This window comes from Ensifer sp. MJa1 (assembly GCF_037026475.1).
Classification (GTDB): Bacteria; Pseudomonadota; Alphaproteobacteria; order Rhizobiales; family Rhizobiaceae; genus Ensifer.
The window spans coordinates 143,042-159,253 of the sequence record NZ_JAKUMO010000006.1; the positions used below are offsets into that span (position 1 = coordinate 143,042).

Below are 16,212 nucleotides of genomic sequence, written 5' to 3' on the forward strand. Positions count from 1 at the left end.
TCCTAGCCGGGTGGAGGATAAAAACATGCAGCAATTCAAAGTCCTACAGCGACCTTTGCGCGGCTGACAAGACGCGCGGCGCTTTAGTGCATGGCGCGCAAAAGTGCGCATCGATCCCGCGGCGATACCCGCAGGGATGCGTTCGAGTGTAACGTCCAGAGGCCCGAGATCACCATGCGAAGACTACCTGGATTGTCAGCGATGAAGGTCTTCGAGGTCGTCGGGCAGACCCGCAGTTTTACCCGCGCCGCCGAACGGCTCAACCTGACGCAGAGCGCCGTCAGCCGGCAGGTCCGCAACCTCGAGGACGAGCTCGGCGAGGACCTGCTCATCCGCCGTCATCATCATCTCGAGCTGACGCCCGCCGGTGCCGAATTGCTGGCGACGATCCAGGAAGCGTTCCACAACATCGAGGTGTCGCTGCGTAGCATCACCGAGAAGAGCAACCAGAACCGCTTAAGAATCAACGTGCCGCCGACCTTTGCCAAGCGCTGGCTACTGCCACGCCTTGCCCGGCTGCGCGAGGCCTTGCCTGACGTCGATATCAGCGTCAGCACCGAAGCCACCGACACACTCGCCGAGCGCGGGCTTCTCGATTGCGCGATCCGCTTTGGCGACGGTGAGTGGCCGATGCTCGACGCCAGCATCCTGATGACCGAGCGGCACGTGGTCGTCTGCGCGCCCTCGTTGCTCGAAGGCACTGACGTCACCGGCCCTTCCGACCTGCAGCGCTTCACGTTCCTGCACGTGCTTGCCTCGCCCGACCGGCGCTATCTGACCTGGCGCCATTGGCTGGACGCGGCTGGATTTCAGGATGTCGATACCCGCGGCGGGCTCGAATTCGACCTGCTCGATCTGGCGATCGAGGCGGCCTGCGCCGGGCTCGGCGTCACCGTCGCCGACCGTTCCATGGTCCGCAACCAGCTGCAGTCGGGGCAATTGGTGCAGCTCTTCGACGTCGAGGTCGAAGGCCACGAATCCTACTGGTTCGTCACGCGACCGCAGGCGGCCGGCGACGGCAAGGTGGACGCGTTCCGCGCCTGGCTGCTTTCGGAAGTGGTGGCCGAACGCCAGGCCTGAGCCAAGCATTCCTTTTTGGAATGCTCTCACCAAAAATAACTCGCTTGTGCGGTTCTGCGCATCGTCGCATCAATTTGGTGACGGATCCGGTCGTGGGAGAGAGGACGGGCCGTCGCTCGTGATGCTCTCTCCCGGCTCGTCCGCCTCCTGCGCCGCTTTTGGCATGCCGGTCGCGGCAAACCATTCCGAGATGCCATGAGCCCCTATCGCAACTTTTCCGGCGGACGCTTCATCGAAAGCACGTCTGCCGCCGCAATCGACGTTCGCAACCCGGCAACCGGTGCGGTGTTCACGTCGGTGCCGGCGGCAACACACGACGAGGCAAAGGCGGCAGTTGAAGCCGCAGTGAAGGCGCAGCGCGCTTGGGGCGCATTGCCGGCCATCCAGCGCGGCGACGCCCTGCGCCGGCTGGCGGCGGTGCTCGAAAGCCGGGCCGAGCGCATCGGCGCGGCCCTGGCGCTGGAATCAGGCAAGAGCCTTGCCGACGCCACGGCCGAGGCGATCTACGGCGCCGAATTGATGCGCTATCACGCCGAATGGGCGCGTCGCATCGAGGGCGAGGTGATCGAGAGCGACAATCCCGGCGAGACGTTGCTGCTCAAGCGTGCGCCGATCGGCGTTGCGGCCTGCCTGATCCCGTTCAACTATCCGATCTATACGCTTGCTCGGAAAATCGCCCCGGCGCTGATTGCCGGCAACGCCGTCGTCGTGCGGCCAAGCAACAACACGCCGACCTCCGCGTTCGCCGTGGCGGAAGCGATTGTCGAGGCGGGCCTGCCGGAGGGCCTCGTCAACATTCTCACCATGTCGCACGATGTTGCAAAGACGCTTTGCACCCATCCGGCTGTCGGCATGATCACGCTGACGGGCAGCGTGTCTGCCGGCCGGATCGTGCTCGACTACTGCAAGGAAAACATCGCCAAGCCGTCGCTCGAACTCGGCGGCAAGACGCCTGTCATCGTCGAGCCGGACGCGGATCTCGACGCCGTCGCCCGGATGATCATCGCTGCCAAGACCACCCATTGCGGCCAGGTCTGCACCAGCGCCGAGCGGCTCTATGTCCACGAAGGCGTTCATGATCGCCTGCTCGCCAAGCTCAAGGAAGGCTTCGCAGCCCGCACCTTCGGCGACCGAGCCGAGGATGCGACCCGCATGGGTCCGCTCGCCAACGCCGCGGCACAGAAGCGCGTCCACGATATGGTCGAGCAGGCGAAAGCCGAGGGCGGCGTCGTCGAAGCCGGCGGCTATCTGCCAGAAGGCCCGGGCTATTTCTATCCGGCGACGCTGATTTCCGGCTGCCGCCAGGACATGGAGATCGTTCGCGAGGAGGTCTTCGGACCGGTGCTCGCGGTCCTTTCCTACGCTACCTTCGAAGAGGCGCTGGCAAAGGCGAGCGATCATCAGTTCGGCCTGAGCGCGGTGCTCTTTACCGAGAACTATCGCGCCGTGATGCGCGCCAGTGACGCGATCGAGGCGGGCGAGCTTTACGTCAACCGCTTCCCGGCCGATCCCTACCAGGGCTTCCATGCAGGCTGGAAACGTTCGGGCCTCGGTGGCGACGACGGCAAGCACGGCATGCTCGAGTTCACCCAGACACGCCTCGTCGTCCTGAAGCACTAGATCTTCTGAATTGAGCAATCCCAAGCGAAGGCTGGAACTGCTCTGACACCAACACATCAATACCGGGCCGGTGGCATCGCTCTCGCCGTCGGCCGGGGAGGAGACTGCCCGTGAGCCTAACGATCGAATCCGAAATGTCAGCGCCAACTGTGTCGGCACGCAGCCGTTATCTGCAGCTCGCGCTTATCGTGATCGCCGCCGGCGCGATCTATCCGATCCTCTATTTGCGCCAGTCCTACCAGACGACGATGCTGGAGGTGCTGAAGCTTTCGAACACCGAGCTCGGTGTCCTCTATTCCATCCTCGGCACCAGCTTTCTTCTCGGCTACCTGCCGAGCGGCTGGCTGGCCGACCGCGTCCAGCCGCGCATCCTGATCCTGATCTCCATGGTCGGCACCGGTCTGCTCGGCCTCTGGTACGCGACGCTGCCCGGCTATTCCGCCCTACTCGTCATTTATTGCGGCTTCGGCGTCACGACGGGACTGACGTTCTGGGCAGCCACACTGAAGCAGGTGAACCTGATCGCCGGCGCCAATGAACAGGGACGCTTCTTCGGCATCCTCGACGGCGGCCGCGGCCTTGTCGAAGCATTGCTCGCAAGCGTCGCCATCGCGCTCTTCGTCTTCACCACGGAAACGCGCGGGGCAGGGCTTGCCGTTGGCTTCCGTGATGTCGTGCTTCTCTACGCCATCTTCTGCATCATCGTCGGCGTCGCCTATTTCGCGGTGTCGCAGCCGGTCAAAACCGACAGGACAGCCAGCAAGCGCGACGGCAACCTTCTCGCCGACATTAAGACACTGCTCGCCATCCCCGAGGTCTGGCTGGTCGCTGCCATCATCTTCTGCGGCTACCATGTGTTCCTCGCGACCTACAGCTTCTCGGCCTATCTGCAGGAAGGCGGTTTCGGCATTTCGGCGGCGATGGCTGGCCTGATTGTCACGATCAAGCTTTGGCTGCGCCCGGTCGGCGGCATCGGTGGTGGCCTGCTTGGCGACCGCTACGGCAAGACCGCGATCCTGCTTCTGAGCTTCATCGTGGCGGCCGCCAGCCTGGTGGCGATGATCGCCCTGCCGGGTATCGGCTCCACGATCCTCTTCGTCGGGCTGGTGCTCGTCGTCGGCCTCATCACCTATACGATCCGCGGCCTCTACTGGGCGATCCTCGACGATTGCCACGTGCCAGCCAACATCACCGGTCTTGCGATCGGCATCATCTCGCTGGTCGGCTATGCGCCCGACACCTACCTGCCGCTGGTCAACGGATACCTCTCCGATACCTATCCGGGCATTACCGGCTACCAGTTCTATTTCGGCTACATCGCCGCCATCTGCATCCTCGGCGCCATCGCCACCCTGGCGCTGATGGCCCGCCTCAAGAAGAAGGCATGACACAATGAAGATCGCGTCTCTCAAGACCTACGCCGTCGCCGTCCCGCCACCGCATGTGGGCGGCATGTACTGGATCTTCGTCCGCCTCACGACCGCCTGCGGCATCGAGGGCATCGGTGAGATCTATGCGACTTCCTTCCATCCGAGCGCCATGACGCCGCTGATCGAGGACGTGTTCGAGCGGCACCTGCTTGGCCATGATCCGCACCAGATCGAGCGCTTCTGGCGCTCGGCCTATTCGAGCGGCTTCACCCAGCGCCCCGACCCCACGATGATGGGCATCGTCTCGGGCCTGGAGATCGCCTGCTGGGACATCATCGGCAAGGCGGCCGGCCGGCCGGTCTCGGACCTCCTCGGCGGGACCGTGCACGAGAAGCTCCGGGCCTACACCTATCTCTACCCGAAGAACGCTGCCGGGGAGTTTGATTTCAACGATCCGGATCTCGCGGCCGAATGCGCGATCGAAATGGTCGACATGGGCTTCACCGCCGTCAAGTTCGACCCGGCCGGTCCCTATACCAATTACTCCGGTCATCAGATCTCCCTTGGCGTCATGGATCGCTGCGAGGAGTTCTGCCGAAAGATCCGCGATGCGGTCGGAAGCAGTGCCGATCTGCTGTTCGGCACCCATGGACAGATGGTTCCGTCCTCTGCCATCCGCCTTGCCCGCCGTCTCGAAAAATACGATCCGCTCTGGTTCGAAGAGCCGGTCCCTCCGGGGCAGGAAGCGGCGATGGCCGAAGTGGCGCGCGCAACGTCCATACCGGTTTCGACCGGCGAGCGCCTGACGACCAAGTACGAGTTCCAGCGCGTGCTTGAGCTGAAGGCTGCCTCGATCCTGCAGATGAACGTGGCACGCGTCGGCGGCCTGCTCGAAGCCAAGAAGATCGCAGGCATGGCCGAGGCCTACTATGCCCAGATCGCGCCGCATCTCTATAACGGCCCGGTCGGTGCCGCCGCCAGCATCCAGCTCTCGGCCGCCACGCCAAACTTCCTCATCCACGAGGCAATCCTCGATTTCTCAGGGTTCCATGCCGATGTGCTGAAATCCAAGCTCGTGGTCGAGGACGGCTACATCATTCCGTCGCGCGAACCGGGCCTCGGCATCGAGCTCAACATGGACGTCGTCGAAAAGCACACGCCGTACACCGGTGAACGCCTTCACCTGCAGATGGACAGCCGGCCGGCGGACGTGAAGGCCTTTGCGCCGGCGCGCGGGTAATTTGCGACAATGGGACACGAGATGACCTACGATTACATCATCGTCGGCGCCGGCTCGGCCGGCTGCATCCTGGCGAGCCGGCTTAGCGAAAGCGGTCGCTACCGCGTCCTGTTGCTCGAGGCGGGCGGCAGCGATAACTCCTTCTGGTTCAAGATCCCGGTCGGCTACGCCCGCAGCTACTACAATCCTCAGGTCAACTGGATGTATTCGAGCGAGCCGGAGGCCGAGCTTCAGGATCGCAGCATCTACGTGCCGCGCGGCAAGGTGCAGGGCGGTTCGGGCTCGATCAACGCGATGATCTATGTTCGCGGCGCCCGCGACGATTTCAACGACTGGAAAGCGGCCGGCAATGCCGGCTGGGGCTATGACGACGTGCTGCCCTATTTCCGTCGGCTGGAAACCCACGCCCGCGGATCATCCGAATGGCATGGCGGCGAAGGACCGATCCACATCACCCCGATGCGGGGCATGACGCATCCGATCACCGACGCGTTTCTCGAAAGCTGCGGATCGCTGCAACTGCCGCTCAACGAGGATTTCAACGGCGCGAGCATCGAAGGAGCCGGTGTCTACGACGTCAACACCAACAACGGACGCCGGTCGCATTCGAGTGCCGAATACCTGCGTCCGGCGCTCAAGCGTCCCAACCTGACGATCGAGCGCTACGCGCAGGCCGAAAAGCTGGTCTTTGCCGATGACGGGCGCGTGAGCGGCGTCGACGTTGTCCAGAATGGAGAAAAGCGGCGCTTCACGGCGCGGCGCGAGGTCATCCTTGCCGCCGGTGCTGTCGGCAGTCCGCAGCTGCTGCAGGTTTCGGGCATTGGCGACGGCAAGGCGCTGTCGTCGCTCGGCGTCGAGATACGGCGGCACCTGCCGGCGGTCGGCCAGAACCTGCAGGATCATCTCTGTGCGAGCTTCTACTACCGCGCCACCATCCCGACCCTCAACGACGAGTTCGGCAGCCTCTTCGGCCAGATGCGGCTCGGCCTGCAATATCTATTGACCGGCAAGGGCCCGTTCTCGATGAGCGTCAACCAGGCGGGCGGCTTCTTCCGCGGCCGGCCTGATGAGGAGCGGCCGAACATCCAGCTCTACTTCAATCCGCTGTCCTATCGCATTCCCAAGGATCCGAAGGCTGGGCTGAAGCCGGAACCCTATCCGGGCTATCTGATCTGCTTCAATTCCTGCCGGCCGACGAGCCGCGGCAGCATTTCGATCGCATCGTCTGATGCGGCACAAAAACCGCTGATCCGGCCGAACTACCTGACGACCGAGCGCGACATCGATGAGGTGCTGCAGGGAAGCCGGCTGGTGCGGCGGATTGCGTCGGCCTCTGCTCTCTCATCGCTGACGGCCGAAGAAATCTCGCCGGCGCCCGTGGTTCAGAGCGACGAAGCGCTGATGGACTATTTCCGCGAAAACTCCGGATCGATCTATCATCTCTGTGGAACCTGCGCGATGGGGCCGGACGAAACGAGCGCGGTCGTCGATAGCCGTCTGCGCGTGCATGGCGTGCCCGGCTTGCGCGTCGTCGACGCGTCGATCTTCCCGAACATCACCGCGGGCAACATCAATGCGCCGACGATGATGGTTGCCGAGAAGGGTGCTGACCTGATCCTCGCGGACGCCGCTTAGGCAGAACGACGCTCCGGACCAAACGGGCTGGAGCACCGTTGCTGCGGATCACGGACACAGGGGGCAATTGCCCCCTGTGCGTGGCGGCCACACGTGAATTGCAATCGCCGGTCGGGCGTGGCTATACTTCCCGCACTTCATAGCCGCCCATATCAGGTGCTTGCCCCTACCGAACGATCGTTGCCACCGCGCTCGACGCGGCGAGGTCACGACCGTGGAACTTTGGCAATGCGCCACGAGCCTGCGAGGGAGAGACGCATGCCGAGTTCCCGGTTGAAGATCCTGTCGATTACCTTGCTCCTTGCATCGAGCCTGGCCCCTTGGTCGGCGCATGCCGCCTCGCCAGAGCCGGTGAAGGCGGAGCATGGCATGGTGGTCACGGCGCAGCACCTGGCGTCCGATATTGGTGTTGCGGTCTTAAAAAGCGGCGGCAACGCTGTGGATGCGGCCGTCGCTGTCGGCTATGCGCTCGCCGTCACCTATCCGACTGCCGGCAATATCGGCGGCGGCGGCTTCATGACCATCCGCTTCAAGGACGGCAAGACCACCTTCCTCGATTTCCGCGAACGCGCGCCGCAGGCAGCGAGCAAGACCATGTATCTCGATGCCGAAGGTAATATTGTCAAAGGCTTGAGCACGCAAGGCTATCTCGCGGTCGGTGTGCCGGGCCCCGTCATGGGGTTCGAATATGCCCGCAGCCGCTATGGGACGAAGCCGCTTGCCGAACTGATCGCGCCGGCGATCGCGCTTGCGAAGGATGGCTTTGCGCTGGAGCAGGGCGATGTCGACTCGCTCGAAGGTGGGGCGGAAAGGCTGGCCCGCGACCCGGCCGCCGCCGCGATCTTTCTGAAACCCGACGGCAAGACCTTTGCGGTTGGCGAGAAGCTGGTCCAGGTGGATCTTGCAAAGTCGCTTTCGAGCATCGCCGAGAAAGGTCCCGATGCGTTCTACAAGGGCACAATCGCGGACCAGATCGTCAAGGCAAGTGCAGAGAAGGGCGGCATCCTGGCCAAGGCCGATTTCGAACGTTATGCCGTGCGCGAGCTCGAGCCGGTCAAGTGCAACTATCGCGGCTATGACATTGTCTCCTCGCCGCCGCCTTCCTCCGGCGGCGTGATCATCTGCGAGATCCTCAATGTGCTTGAGGGCTATCCGCTTTCCTACATGGGATACGGTTCCGCCGACACGGTGCATGTGATGATCGAAGCGATGCGCCATGCCTATGTCGACCGCAATACCGCGCTCGGCGATCCGGACTTCGTCGACAACCCGGTCGCCAAGTTCACCGACAAGGCCTATGCCGAGGAGATCCGCGGCAAGATCGAACCGTTCCGCGCCGGCGTCTCGCAAGCGTTGATCCCCGCGGGCTTCGGCGAAAGCAAGGAAACGACGCATTATTCGATCATCGACGATGAGGGCAATGCGGTCGCCGTTACCTATACACTGAACGGAAGTTTCGGCGCCGGCGTCGTGGCGCCCGGAACAGGCATTCTGCTGAACAACGAGATGGATGATTTCACCGCCAAGCCCGGCGTGCCCAACCTCTATGGGCTGATCCAGGGCGAGGCCAACGCGATTGCCCCCGGCAAGACGCCGCTGTCGTCGATGAGCCCGACGATCATCTCCAAGGACGGCAAGCCGTTCATGGTGATCGGCAGCCCCGGCGGTGCGCGCATCATCACCATCACGCTGGAAGCGATCCTCAACGTCATCGATCACGGCATGAATATCCAGGAGGCGGTCGACGCACCGCGCATCCATCACCAGTGGCTGCCGGACAAGGTGTTCATGGAGCCCTATGCGCTGTCTCCCGATACCCGCAAGCTGCTTGCGGCGATGGGTCATGACGTCGAGATCGACGAAAGCTGGACGATCTGGGGACAGGCGACCGGCATTCTCGTCGGTGGCGAGAGCCTTGCCGACATCGAAAAGGGTGGTGGCGCCCGCTACAACGGCGCGGTCGACAGCCGCATCGGCGCGGGTGCCGCGCGCGGCTACTAGCGTCCACGATAGGGTGGCGGCAGGCAAACAGGGTCGATCGGATGCGGCGGAACGAAGCTCCGCCGCAGGGAAAAGCACTGCCTTTCACCACCTGCTCGCGCGAAAAAGATTTGAAAGCGCTTTCGGTTGAATTTATTATAGTTTTCAGAGCGTGCGACCGCACGCGGTCATACGCTTTGGCCAAGCTTCATTCGTGGAGGTTGTCATGGCACTGATGGAAGGAAAGAAAGCGCAGGACTGGATCAATCTGGTTCTTGCCGCCTGCCTTTTCGTCTCTCCCTGGATCATGGGTTTCGTTGTCGAAAGCGTTCCGGCCTGGAACGCCTGGATCGCTGCCGTCGTGCTCGGCGCTCTGGCGATCGCAACGCTTGCCATGTTCGCGGAATGGGAAGAATGGGCAAGCCTCATCGTCGGGCTCTGGCTGATCGCTTCACCCTGGCTGCTCGGTTTCTCGATCAGTGCCACCCCGATGTGGACGCATGTCGTCCTCGGCGGGCTGGTGACTGCGCTCGCGATCTGGTCGGTCTGGGACGAACGGCAGCACCCGCATGCCCATGCATGATGATGAGTGAAAGTAAGACCGCGGCCCGGCGCCGCAGCTCCGGGCCGCGAGTACGCGGCGTAGCTTCAGTGTAATCCGTTTTTTCAGCCCCAAGGGCAAAGCAGATGCGTTTGCTCTGCAGAACCGGCATCTACGTATTGCGGTGCCGTACCATCAGCTTTGCCTGCAAGGCGACCACCACGAGCAGGAAGGCGCCGCGGATGACAGATTGCCAATAGGCGGAGAGCGAGATCCAGCCCAGCCCGTTCTCGAAGTTCAGGATGTTGAACACCATGGCAAGCAGCAGCGCGCCGGCAAGCGCCGCGCCGACCGAGCCGGAGCCGCCGGTGAACAACGTGCCGCCGGTGAACAACGTGCCGCCGACGACCACCGAGGCGATGGCGAAGAGCTCCCAACCCACACCTTCCGTCAGCTGACCCGCGCCGAATTGCGAGGCGAGGATGACGCCGGCGAGACCGGCAAGCGTGCCGGAGGCGAGATAGACGCGGGCGTTCCAGGGTTGGGTGCCCTAGCTGCCCACTTTCCCGGCATAGGCGGCCTGATAGGCCTCGCTGAGAGCCCCTTCCAGGGCACGACCCGTTCGATAGGGAGAAAGCGTTTCCGGGCGCGCGACGCCTTCGGCGAGACGGACGCAAGGCTCCGGCGCGCCGAGTACGGTGTGTACCGGCAGGCGTTCGGCGTAGATCGGCAGGTCGTAGTCTTCCTCATCGTCGGCGATCCCCTTGGCCCTGACCTTTGCCGAGGCACGCTCGATTTCCATGACGATGACCGCCGTGGCCTTGATCTCCTGGGTGGTGCTTGGCCGCAACGTCGCGGTGCGGTCGGGGAAGAGCCGATCGACCATCATCGTCAGGGCACGCAGCTTTTCCTGCGGGTCCTCGACCAGTCGCGCGGTTCCAAAGACCATGACCGAGGTGTAGTCGGCGGAATGGTTGAAGCCGGAGCGGGCGAGAACGAGGCTGTCGAGGTGGGTGACCGTCAGACAGGCAGGCTCGCCTTCCGAAAGGTTGCGCAACATGCGGCTCGCCGTGCTGCCGTGCCAGTAGAGATATTGTCCTTCGCGCCAGAACAGCGTCGGCGTGCAAAAGGGCTGGCCGTCGATGACATAGGCGACGTGGGCGAGCGCTGCGGCATCGAGCAGCTTGTGCACGGTCTGATGGTCGTAGAACCCGCGATCGTGGCGGCGCTTGACGCGATTGATGGGGTCGACGGGATAGGCGGGGATCGGGTGCTCTGACAACTGCGGCTCCTTTCAAAGCTTGCGTCCTCAACCCTCCCATGCGCAAATTGGTTGCGAATAGGTCCGCTTTCAACATCGCCATGGCAACCACTTTGCGCTCAAAACAGCGATCGGCCTTTCCGCCGATCAAACTCGATCCGTCGATCCGCAACCAGGCGCTTCGGGTCCACGGCGGACTGCGCCTCGCCATTGTCGACGGACTGCTGACGCCCGGGGCGCGTCTGCCATCAACCCGGGAACTCGCGGAACAGCTCGGCATCGGCCGCAACATGATCGTCGCTGCCTTCGAGCACCTGGCGAGTGACGGGCTTATCGATACCCGCCCGGGTTCGGGCACGTTCGTTTCGACCAGCCTGCCGACACCGCCATCCGTAGTGGTGGCCCCGGATATTCCGTTGGTCTTCGGCAGCCGGCAGCCCTTCGCGCTCGGCCAGACCCATGTGGACCCCGCCTTCCTGGCACGGCTGGCTGCTGCCGCCCGGCGCCATATCGCCGATGCAAACCCCAATGACCTTGCCTATGGCGACCCGCGGGGAAGCCTGCATTTGCGCCGGCAGGTCGCGTCGTTCCTCGCCGTCAACCGCGGCATCCGCTGTGACCCCGGTTGCGTAATCATCGTCAGCGGCACCCAGCACGGCTTGCGGCTCTGTGTCGATGCACTGCTTGCCCCGGGTGACCACGCCTGGGTCGAAGAGCCTGGCTATGGCGTCTCGCGGGCAACGCTCGCTGCGGCCGCCGTCCAACCGGTGCCGGTGCCGGTCGACGCAGCCGGGCTCGATGTTCAGGCCGGCGTTTCGCGTGCGCCCCGGGCACGAGCCGTCTACGTCACCCCCTCGCACCAGTTTCCGACCGGTGTGAGAATGGCGATGACCCGGAGGGCGGCCTTGATCGAATGGGCGGAGGCGGCCGATGCTTTCATCTTCGAGGACGATTATGACAGTGAGTTCCGCTATTCGGGGCCGCCGCTGACGGCGCTCGCCGGTCTCGCGCCCGATCGGGTCGTCTATCTCGGGACCTTCGCCAAGACGCTGTTTCCGGGTTTGCGCATCGGCTATGCCGTGGTCCCGCCGGCAGCACTGGAGCGGGTCCTGAGGCGTCGCGCCGGATTTGACCGTTTCATGTCCGTTTTCCTGCAGAATGCCGTCGCCGATCTGCTGGCCGACGGGACGGTTGCCTCGTATCTGCGCAGGAGCCAGCGGCGGTATCGCACTGCCCGCGATCAGTTGGCCGAAATCATCAGAACCGCGTCGCACGGAGTATTGCAGCCGGACATTCCGGAGCAGGGCCTTCACATGATCGTCCGGCTGCGGGAGGGTCTTGCGCCGGGGCTATCGCGGATGATCCGGAGCAGCGCCAATGTCGAGGCGCTGCTGCTGGCGGAAACCTTCATGGAAGAGACCGAGGCCGAGGGCTTCATTCTCGGCTTCTCCGGATACGACATCGACAAGCTGCAAGCGGCAGCCACGGCCCTGGGGACGACCGCGCATCAACTCGCCATGAAGGACATGGAAAGCGCGGCTGCGGGATGAGCTGAAGCAAGGCGTTCCTGCTACAGCACCGTTAGAATGGATCGAGCCTATCGCCTTTCGGCTTCACGCCATTGGCGGATCTGTTCCGCGCTCGCCTTGCCGCCGCGCGGTCCGTGGATCGTCACCGATCGGGAGGCGGCGGCGATGGCAAAATCCAATGCCTGCTCGAAGCTCTGGCCTTGCGAAAGGCACCAAGTCAGCGTGCCGCCGAACGTGTCTCCGGCGCCGGTGACATCGACGACATCAACCGCGTGACCCGGCACGCGAATGACCGTCTCGCCATTGCGTGCCTCGGCGCCTTCCGCTGCCAGGGTCCGCACCACCCAGTCGATCTGGTGGTCCCGCATCCAGTCTCCGATCAGCGCGATATCGTCGTGGCCGAAGGCGGCGCGGAAACCGACCTGGTTGAAGATGATGACGGCCGCGCCCGCCAGATAGGGCATGTCCTCGTCCGTGCAGCCGCCGACATCGAGGTCGAAGATCGCGCGGCGGCCATGGCGGCGCAGGTCTTTGAGAAGCTCGGCCTGCTTGAGGATGCCGCCCGGCGTTTCGGCGTGCAGCCGGCGGAGGCGATAGAGCGTCGTGTAGACAAAACCCGGCCGGCGCAGTGCATCGAGACTGGCGGACGTAAGCCACATCGGCTGCTCGCCCATCTCGACGGTGAGCACGATGTGTTCGCCGTCGACGAGGAAGATGAAGTTGCGCGATTCCGGGATGGACGGATCGACCAGCATGTGATCGACGCCGACGTCGTTCTCCTTGAGATCGGCAATCAGACGCTTCGACAGCGGGCTGTCATTGAGCAGTGATATGAACTGCGTCTCGCCGCCAAGGCCTGCATGCACGACTGCGGCATTGGCGATGGAGCCGCCAGCTTCGGCCGGCAGTTCCTGGACCATGCCCTTGTCGGCGCGGCCGGGCCAGCGGTCGGCGGTGTAGTATTCGTCGAGCGCGACGTCGCCGATGAAGAAGACGGTCATGCGAGGGCTCCCTCGCTTGCGGCCGTCTCGACCCGCTTGGGTCCTCCGGTGACCGGCACCCAGGGGGTCTCGCCGAGGCCGCAGACGGCCATCCAATAGTAGGGGGTGGGGCCGGAAACACCCCGGCAGGCGTCGTGCCAGACGTTGCGGTCCATCACGACCGCCTGTCCGGGCGCAATCACGAAGGCCTCTATGTCGTCGCGGTGCGGCGCCTTAGCCTGCGAGGCCGGTGCGACGGCGAGGATAACCGGTTCAGCGAGGCAAAAGATCGCCTCCTCGGTCAGCGGATGTCGCTCCATCGCGCCGCAGTTCCAAGGGGCGGCGCCGCCGCGCGTGATGCCGAGATGGCCGCCGCCATCGATCAGCGGGCTCTTGGTGAACCCGTCACGCCAGCCGTCGCCGGTCGTCCAGGTCACCTTGGCATCGGTGTCTCCGGTCAGGTCGTAGACCTTGCCATATCGCGAGAAATTCTCAGCTGTGACCGGCTTTGCCACAACCGCTTCGCCGCCGCTCATGCGGCGCTCCTGATCGCGCGAACGACGCGCATCAGCCCGGCGACGTGGCTGGCCTCGACGCGGCCGGTGTCCTTGTGGTCGTGCTTGAACCAGCTGCCGACGACGGCGCCGTCGGCTCCGGCCAGTTGTTCGGCGGCATTGGCTTCGGTAAGGCCGGCGCCGATCAGAAGGGGCGTCTCCCCGCCGGTCGCCGTCCGGAAACGGGCTACCTTGTCCATGTCGGTCGGCTGGCCGGTGGCGTCGGAGGTGACGACGAGGCCGTCACAGCGCGAAGCGCCGATCCGTACGTCTTCCTCTTCCGGGCGGCCCGACAGAACCGGCTGGTACTTGAAGCGTACGCCGCCGAGCAAAAGGGCCGACACGCCTTCGCGCCGCGCGGCCAGCTCGATCGCAAAGGGTTCGTCCGCATCCGGCGTCAGATGCCCGGCGACGGAATCGACCTGAATGAAGGTGACGGGGTATTGCTTTGCAAGCGCGAAGGCGCGCGCGTCATTGCGCAGCACGTTGACGCCGATGCGGGGGCCGAGGTCGAGACCGAACAGCCGCTCCAGTACCCGCTCCACGTCCTCGGCGCTGCCGAAGTAGTTCTCCACCACCAGCCCGTCTACGCCTTCGCCGGCCATGATGCGGGCCTCTTCCTCGGCCTGGGCAAGCTTGGCTGTCGGGCCGTCGCCCGCAAGGTGCAGCATGCCGAGGATCGGTTTCGGGGTGGTGAAGGTGTCGCCGAAGCGGCTCATGTCTTGTTCTCCTGCACGCCGGGCGGCGCGGTCTCGCGGCCCCAGCGCGTTGCGAATTTCATCTGGACGGCCGGCGAGTAGACGATCGACGTACGCTCGACCAAACGGTCGTCGGCATCGAGCACATCTCCGCTGGCGCAAAGATAGCCCGGCACATCCGGTGCCGGAGCAAAGACCTCCCGCAGGCGATCGGAGGCCGGCACGACGGTCAGCAGCAATTCCGAACGCAAGGGGTGGCGGTCATAGTCACGGCGCAAAACTTCATAGAGCGATTGCGCCGCGAAATCGTAACGATCGAGGCCCGGGTAGAGGGCAAGATCGAGCTCGGACGTGTCGACGTTCAGCCAGGTGACGCTGTCGCCATTGGCAAGTCCGCGGGCGCGCACCAGCACGAGTTGGCCGTTGTCCACCCGGTGTTCCAGCACCCGTGTCACCGGGCGCTGGCCCTGTTTGCGCGCAAGCTCCGTGAAGCTGCCGAAGTTCCAGATGTTGTGGCTGATCGGACGGTGCGAGACGATCGTGCCGCGGCCGCGAACCTGCTGGACCAGGCCTTCCGACACCAGAAGCGCCATCGCATTGCGCACTGTCGTGCGGGCAATGCCGAACTGGTCGCGCAACTGGTTCTCCGAGGGAATGGCTTCGCCTTCGGAGAAATCGCCGCTGAGGATCGCGGCGCGCAATGCCCGATAGAGCTGCCGGTACAGCTGTTCGCTCGAATAGAGATCGAGGCGCAGCCGGGACAGGCGGTCGTCCGGGTTTTCGTGTGCTGCGATGGTGGGTGCTTCTGGCATGGAAGGTTGGGTCAAGGCAGGCTCCGGCGCGGTTCCGTTACTTCGTGGCTCCGTTTATCTTGAACTCTTCGACACCGGCCTGTTTCAAGCCGTAGCGGTCGAGGATCTGTGCATAAGTGCCATCGGCCTTCATGGCGTCGAGCGCACCCTTGATCGCATCGCGCAGTTGCGTGTTGGCTTTCGCGAACGCGATGCCGTAGTGGTTGATCTCGCCGACCTCGCCGATCTGGTAGAACTTGTCCGGTTCCTGCTTCATCAGGTCGAGCAGGCCCTCAAGGCCGATTACGGAGGCCTGGGCGCGGCCCTGGCGGATCTGCATGATGTGCTCGGCCTGGGTCGGGATCTGGATGACGGTGATCAGCTTGTCGGCCGGGCAGATGGACTTGCCGAGGTTCTCCGCCCAGGTGACCCAACTCGTTCCGGTCGCAACGGCCACGGTCTTGCCGCAGAGGTCGGCCTCGGCCTTGATCTCGCCCTGGTGGTCCACGGTCGAATAGAAGACGTTGCCGGTCTTGAAGTAGTCGATGAAATCGAGCTGCGTCTGGCGCTCCACCTTGTCGGAGAAGGCCGTCATGATCAGGTCGGAGCGACCGGTGACGACCTGCGGGATCAGTTGCGGGAACTCGACGTTCTGGAACTCCGCCGTCAGGCCGAGGCGTTCCGCAACCGCCTTGGCGAGGTCGATGTCGAAGCCCTTGAGCTCGGTCGAGCCGGCGTCGCTGTATTCCATCGGCGGATAGGCAAGGCTGATCGTGACGTTGAGTTTGCCGGTATCGCGCACGGCGTCCGGCAGGGCGGCGGCCAACTTCTCGTCGGCAGCATGCGCCGCAGTCGCCGCAGCAAGGCTGATGAAGGTGGCGGAGGCAAGCCCCATGACCATCGGCAGCAGTCGTTTCATTTCCTGTTCTCCCT

The 16,212-nt window shown here is 64.0% G+C and carries 14 protein-coding genes and 1 pseudogene; 8 read left to right on the forward strand and 7 right to left on the reverse strand.

From position 1 onward, the window contains the following. Positions 1–201 precede the first annotated feature (201 nt). The 7 genes from MKZ91_RS10655 (at position 202) to MKZ91_RS10685 (ending at position 9,508) form a co-directional block, all read left to right on the forward strand. Positions 202–1,080 (forward strand): LysR substrate-binding domain-containing protein, encoded by an 879-nt coding sequence (locus MKZ91_RS10655; protein ID WP_336170795.1) that lies wholly within the window; start codon positions 202–204, stop codon positions 1,078–1,080. 195 nt (positions 1,081–1,275) lie between these two features. Further along, complete coding sequence (gene aldA / locus MKZ91_RS10660; protein ID WP_336170797.1) at positions 1,276–2,700, forward strand: aldehyde dehydrogenase; 1,425 nt, start codon at positions 1,276–1,278, stop codon at positions 2,698–2,700. A gap of 110 nt (positions 2,701–2,810) precedes the next feature. Next, positions 2,811–4,088 (forward strand): MFS transporter, encoded by a 1,278-nt coding sequence (locus MKZ91_RS10665; protein WP_336170799.1) that lies wholly within the window; start codon positions 2,811–2,813, stop codon positions 4,086–4,088. 4 nt (positions 4,089–4,092) lie between these two features. Then, the gene (locus tag MKZ91_RS10670; protein ID WP_336170801.1) at positions 4,093–5,310 is read left to right on the forward strand and encodes a mandelate racemase/muconate lactonizing enzyme family protein; all 1,218 of its coding nucleotides are present in this window, start codon (positions 4,093–4,095) and stop codon (positions 5,308–5,310) included. A gap of 21 nt (positions 5,311–5,331) precedes the next feature. After that, entirely contained in the window at positions 5,332–6,945 is a 1,614-nt protein-coding gene (locus tag MKZ91_RS10675) for a GMC family oxidoreductase (RefSeq protein ID WP_336170803.1), read from the forward strand. Between the two features lie 258 nt (positions 6,946–7,203). Beyond that, positions 7,204–8,946 (forward strand): gamma-glutamyltransferase, encoded by a 1,743-nt coding sequence (gene ggt, locus MKZ91_RS10680; protein ID WP_336170805.1) that lies wholly within the window; start codon positions 7,204–7,206, stop codon positions 8,944–8,946. A gap of 205 nt (positions 8,947–9,151) precedes the next feature. Beyond that, complete coding sequence (locus MKZ91_RS10685) at positions 9,152–9,508, forward strand: SPW repeat protein (RefSeq protein ID WP_336170807.1); 357 nt, start codon at positions 9,152–9,154, stop codon at positions 9,506–9,508. A gap of 130 nt (positions 9,509–9,638) precedes the next feature. On the opposite strand, the pseudogene MKZ91_RS10690 reads toward MKZ91_RS10685, so the two are convergent. Then, positions 9,639–9,998, reverse strand: a pseudogene (locus MKZ91_RS10690) (ABC transporter permease subunit); the annotation flags it as partial. 18 nt (positions 9,999–10,016) lie between these two features. Beyond that, complete coding sequence (locus tag MKZ91_RS10695) at positions 10,017–10,748, reverse strand: pyridoxamine 5'-phosphate oxidase family protein (RefSeq protein ID WP_336170808.1); 732 nt, start codon at positions 10,746–10,748, stop codon at positions 10,017–10,019. Between the two features lie 80 nt (positions 10,749–10,828). On the opposite strand from MKZ91_RS10695, the gene pdxR reads away from it, so the two are divergent. After that, a complete protein-coding gene (gene pdxR, locus MKZ91_RS10700) occupies positions 10,829–12,277 on the forward strand; it encodes a MocR-like pyridoxine biosynthesis transcription factor PdxR (RefSeq protein WP_336170811.1) in 1,449 nt (482 codons plus the stop codon). Between the two features lie 47 nt (positions 12,278–12,324). Here pdxR and MKZ91_RS10705 read toward each other — a convergent pair whose 3' ends face one another. The 5 genes from MKZ91_RS10705 to MKZ91_RS10725 are packed head-to-tail and all read right to left on the reverse strand — an operon-like array spanning position 12,325 to position 16,198. Next, entirely contained in the window at positions 12,325–13,257 is a 933-nt protein-coding gene (locus tag MKZ91_RS10705) for a carbohydrate kinase family protein (protein ID WP_336170813.1), read from the reverse strand. Then, a complete protein-coding gene (locus tag MKZ91_RS10710) occupies positions 13,254–13,772 on the reverse strand; it encodes an ureidoglycolate lyase (protein WP_336170815.1) in 519 nt (172 codons plus the stop codon). The genes MKZ91_RS10705 and MKZ91_RS10710 overlap by 4 nt, the downstream gene beginning before the upstream one ends. Then, positions 13,769–14,509, reverse strand: a complete 741-nt coding sequence (locus tag MKZ91_RS10715; protein WP_336170817.1) for a BtpA/SgcQ family protein — start codon at positions 14,507–14,509, stop codon at positions 13,769–13,771. Before MKZ91_RS10715 ends, MKZ91_RS10710 begins: the two co-directional genes overlap by 4 nt. Next, positions 14,506–15,315 (reverse strand): GntR family transcriptional regulator, encoded by an 810-nt coding sequence (locus tag MKZ91_RS10720; RefSeq protein WP_336170819.1) that lies wholly within the window; start codon positions 15,313–15,315, stop codon positions 14,506–14,508. Before MKZ91_RS10720 ends, MKZ91_RS10715 begins: the two co-directional genes overlap by 4 nt. A gap of 22 nt (positions 15,316–15,337) precedes the next feature. Continuing rightward, positions 15,338–16,198, reverse strand: coding sequence for an ABC transporter substrate-binding protein (locus MKZ91_RS10725; protein ID WP_336170821.1), 861 nt, complete (start codon positions 16,196–16,198; stop codon positions 15,338–15,340). Between the last annotated feature and the right edge of the window lie 14 nt (positions 16,199–16,212).

Excerpts from the sequence above, each read along its gene's own strand:
- MKZ91_RS10715 (WP_336170817.1), bottom strand. The coding sequence starts at position 14,509 with ATGAGCCGCTTCGGCGACACCTTCACCACCCCGAAACCGATCCTCGGC.
- ggt (WP_336170805.1), top strand. The coding sequence starts at position 7,204 with ATGCCGAGTTCCCGGTTGAAGATCCTGTCGATTACCTTGCTCCTTGCA.
- MKZ91_RS10655 (WP_336170795.1), top strand. The coding sequence starts at position 202 with ATGAAGGTCTTCGAGGTCGTCGGGCAGACCCGCAGTTTTACCCGCGCC.
- aldA (WP_336170797.1), top strand. The coding sequence starts at position 1,276 with ATGAGCCCCTATCGCAACTTTTCCGGCGGACGCTTCATCGAAAGCACG.
- MKZ91_RS10705 (WP_336170813.1), bottom strand. The coding sequence starts at position 13,257 with ATGACCGTCTTCTTCATCGGCGACGTCGCGCTCGACGAATACTACACC.
- MKZ91_RS10675 (WP_336170803.1), top strand. The coding sequence starts at position 5,332 with ATGACCTACGATTACATCATCGTCGGCGCCGGCTCGGCCGGCTGCATC.
- MKZ91_RS10685 (WP_336170807.1), top strand. The coding sequence starts at position 9,152 with ATGGCACTGATGGAAGGAAAGAAAGCGCAGGACTGGATCAATCTGGTT.
- MKZ91_RS10670 (WP_336170801.1), top strand. The coding sequence starts at position 4,093 with ATGAAGATCGCGTCTCTCAAGACCTACGCCGTCGCCGTCCCGCCACCG.
- MKZ91_RS10710 (WP_336170815.1), bottom strand. The coding sequence starts at position 13,772 with ATGAGCGGCGGCGAAGCGGTTGTGGCAAAGCCGGTCACAGCTGAGAAT.
- MKZ91_RS10725 (WP_336170821.1), bottom strand. The coding sequence starts at position 16,198 with ATGAAACGACTGCTGCCGATGGTCATGGGGCTTGCCTCCGCCACCTTC.
- pdxR (WP_336170811.1), top strand. The coding sequence starts at position 10,829 with ATGGCAACCACTTTGCGCTCAAAACAGCGATCGGCCTTTCCGCCGATC.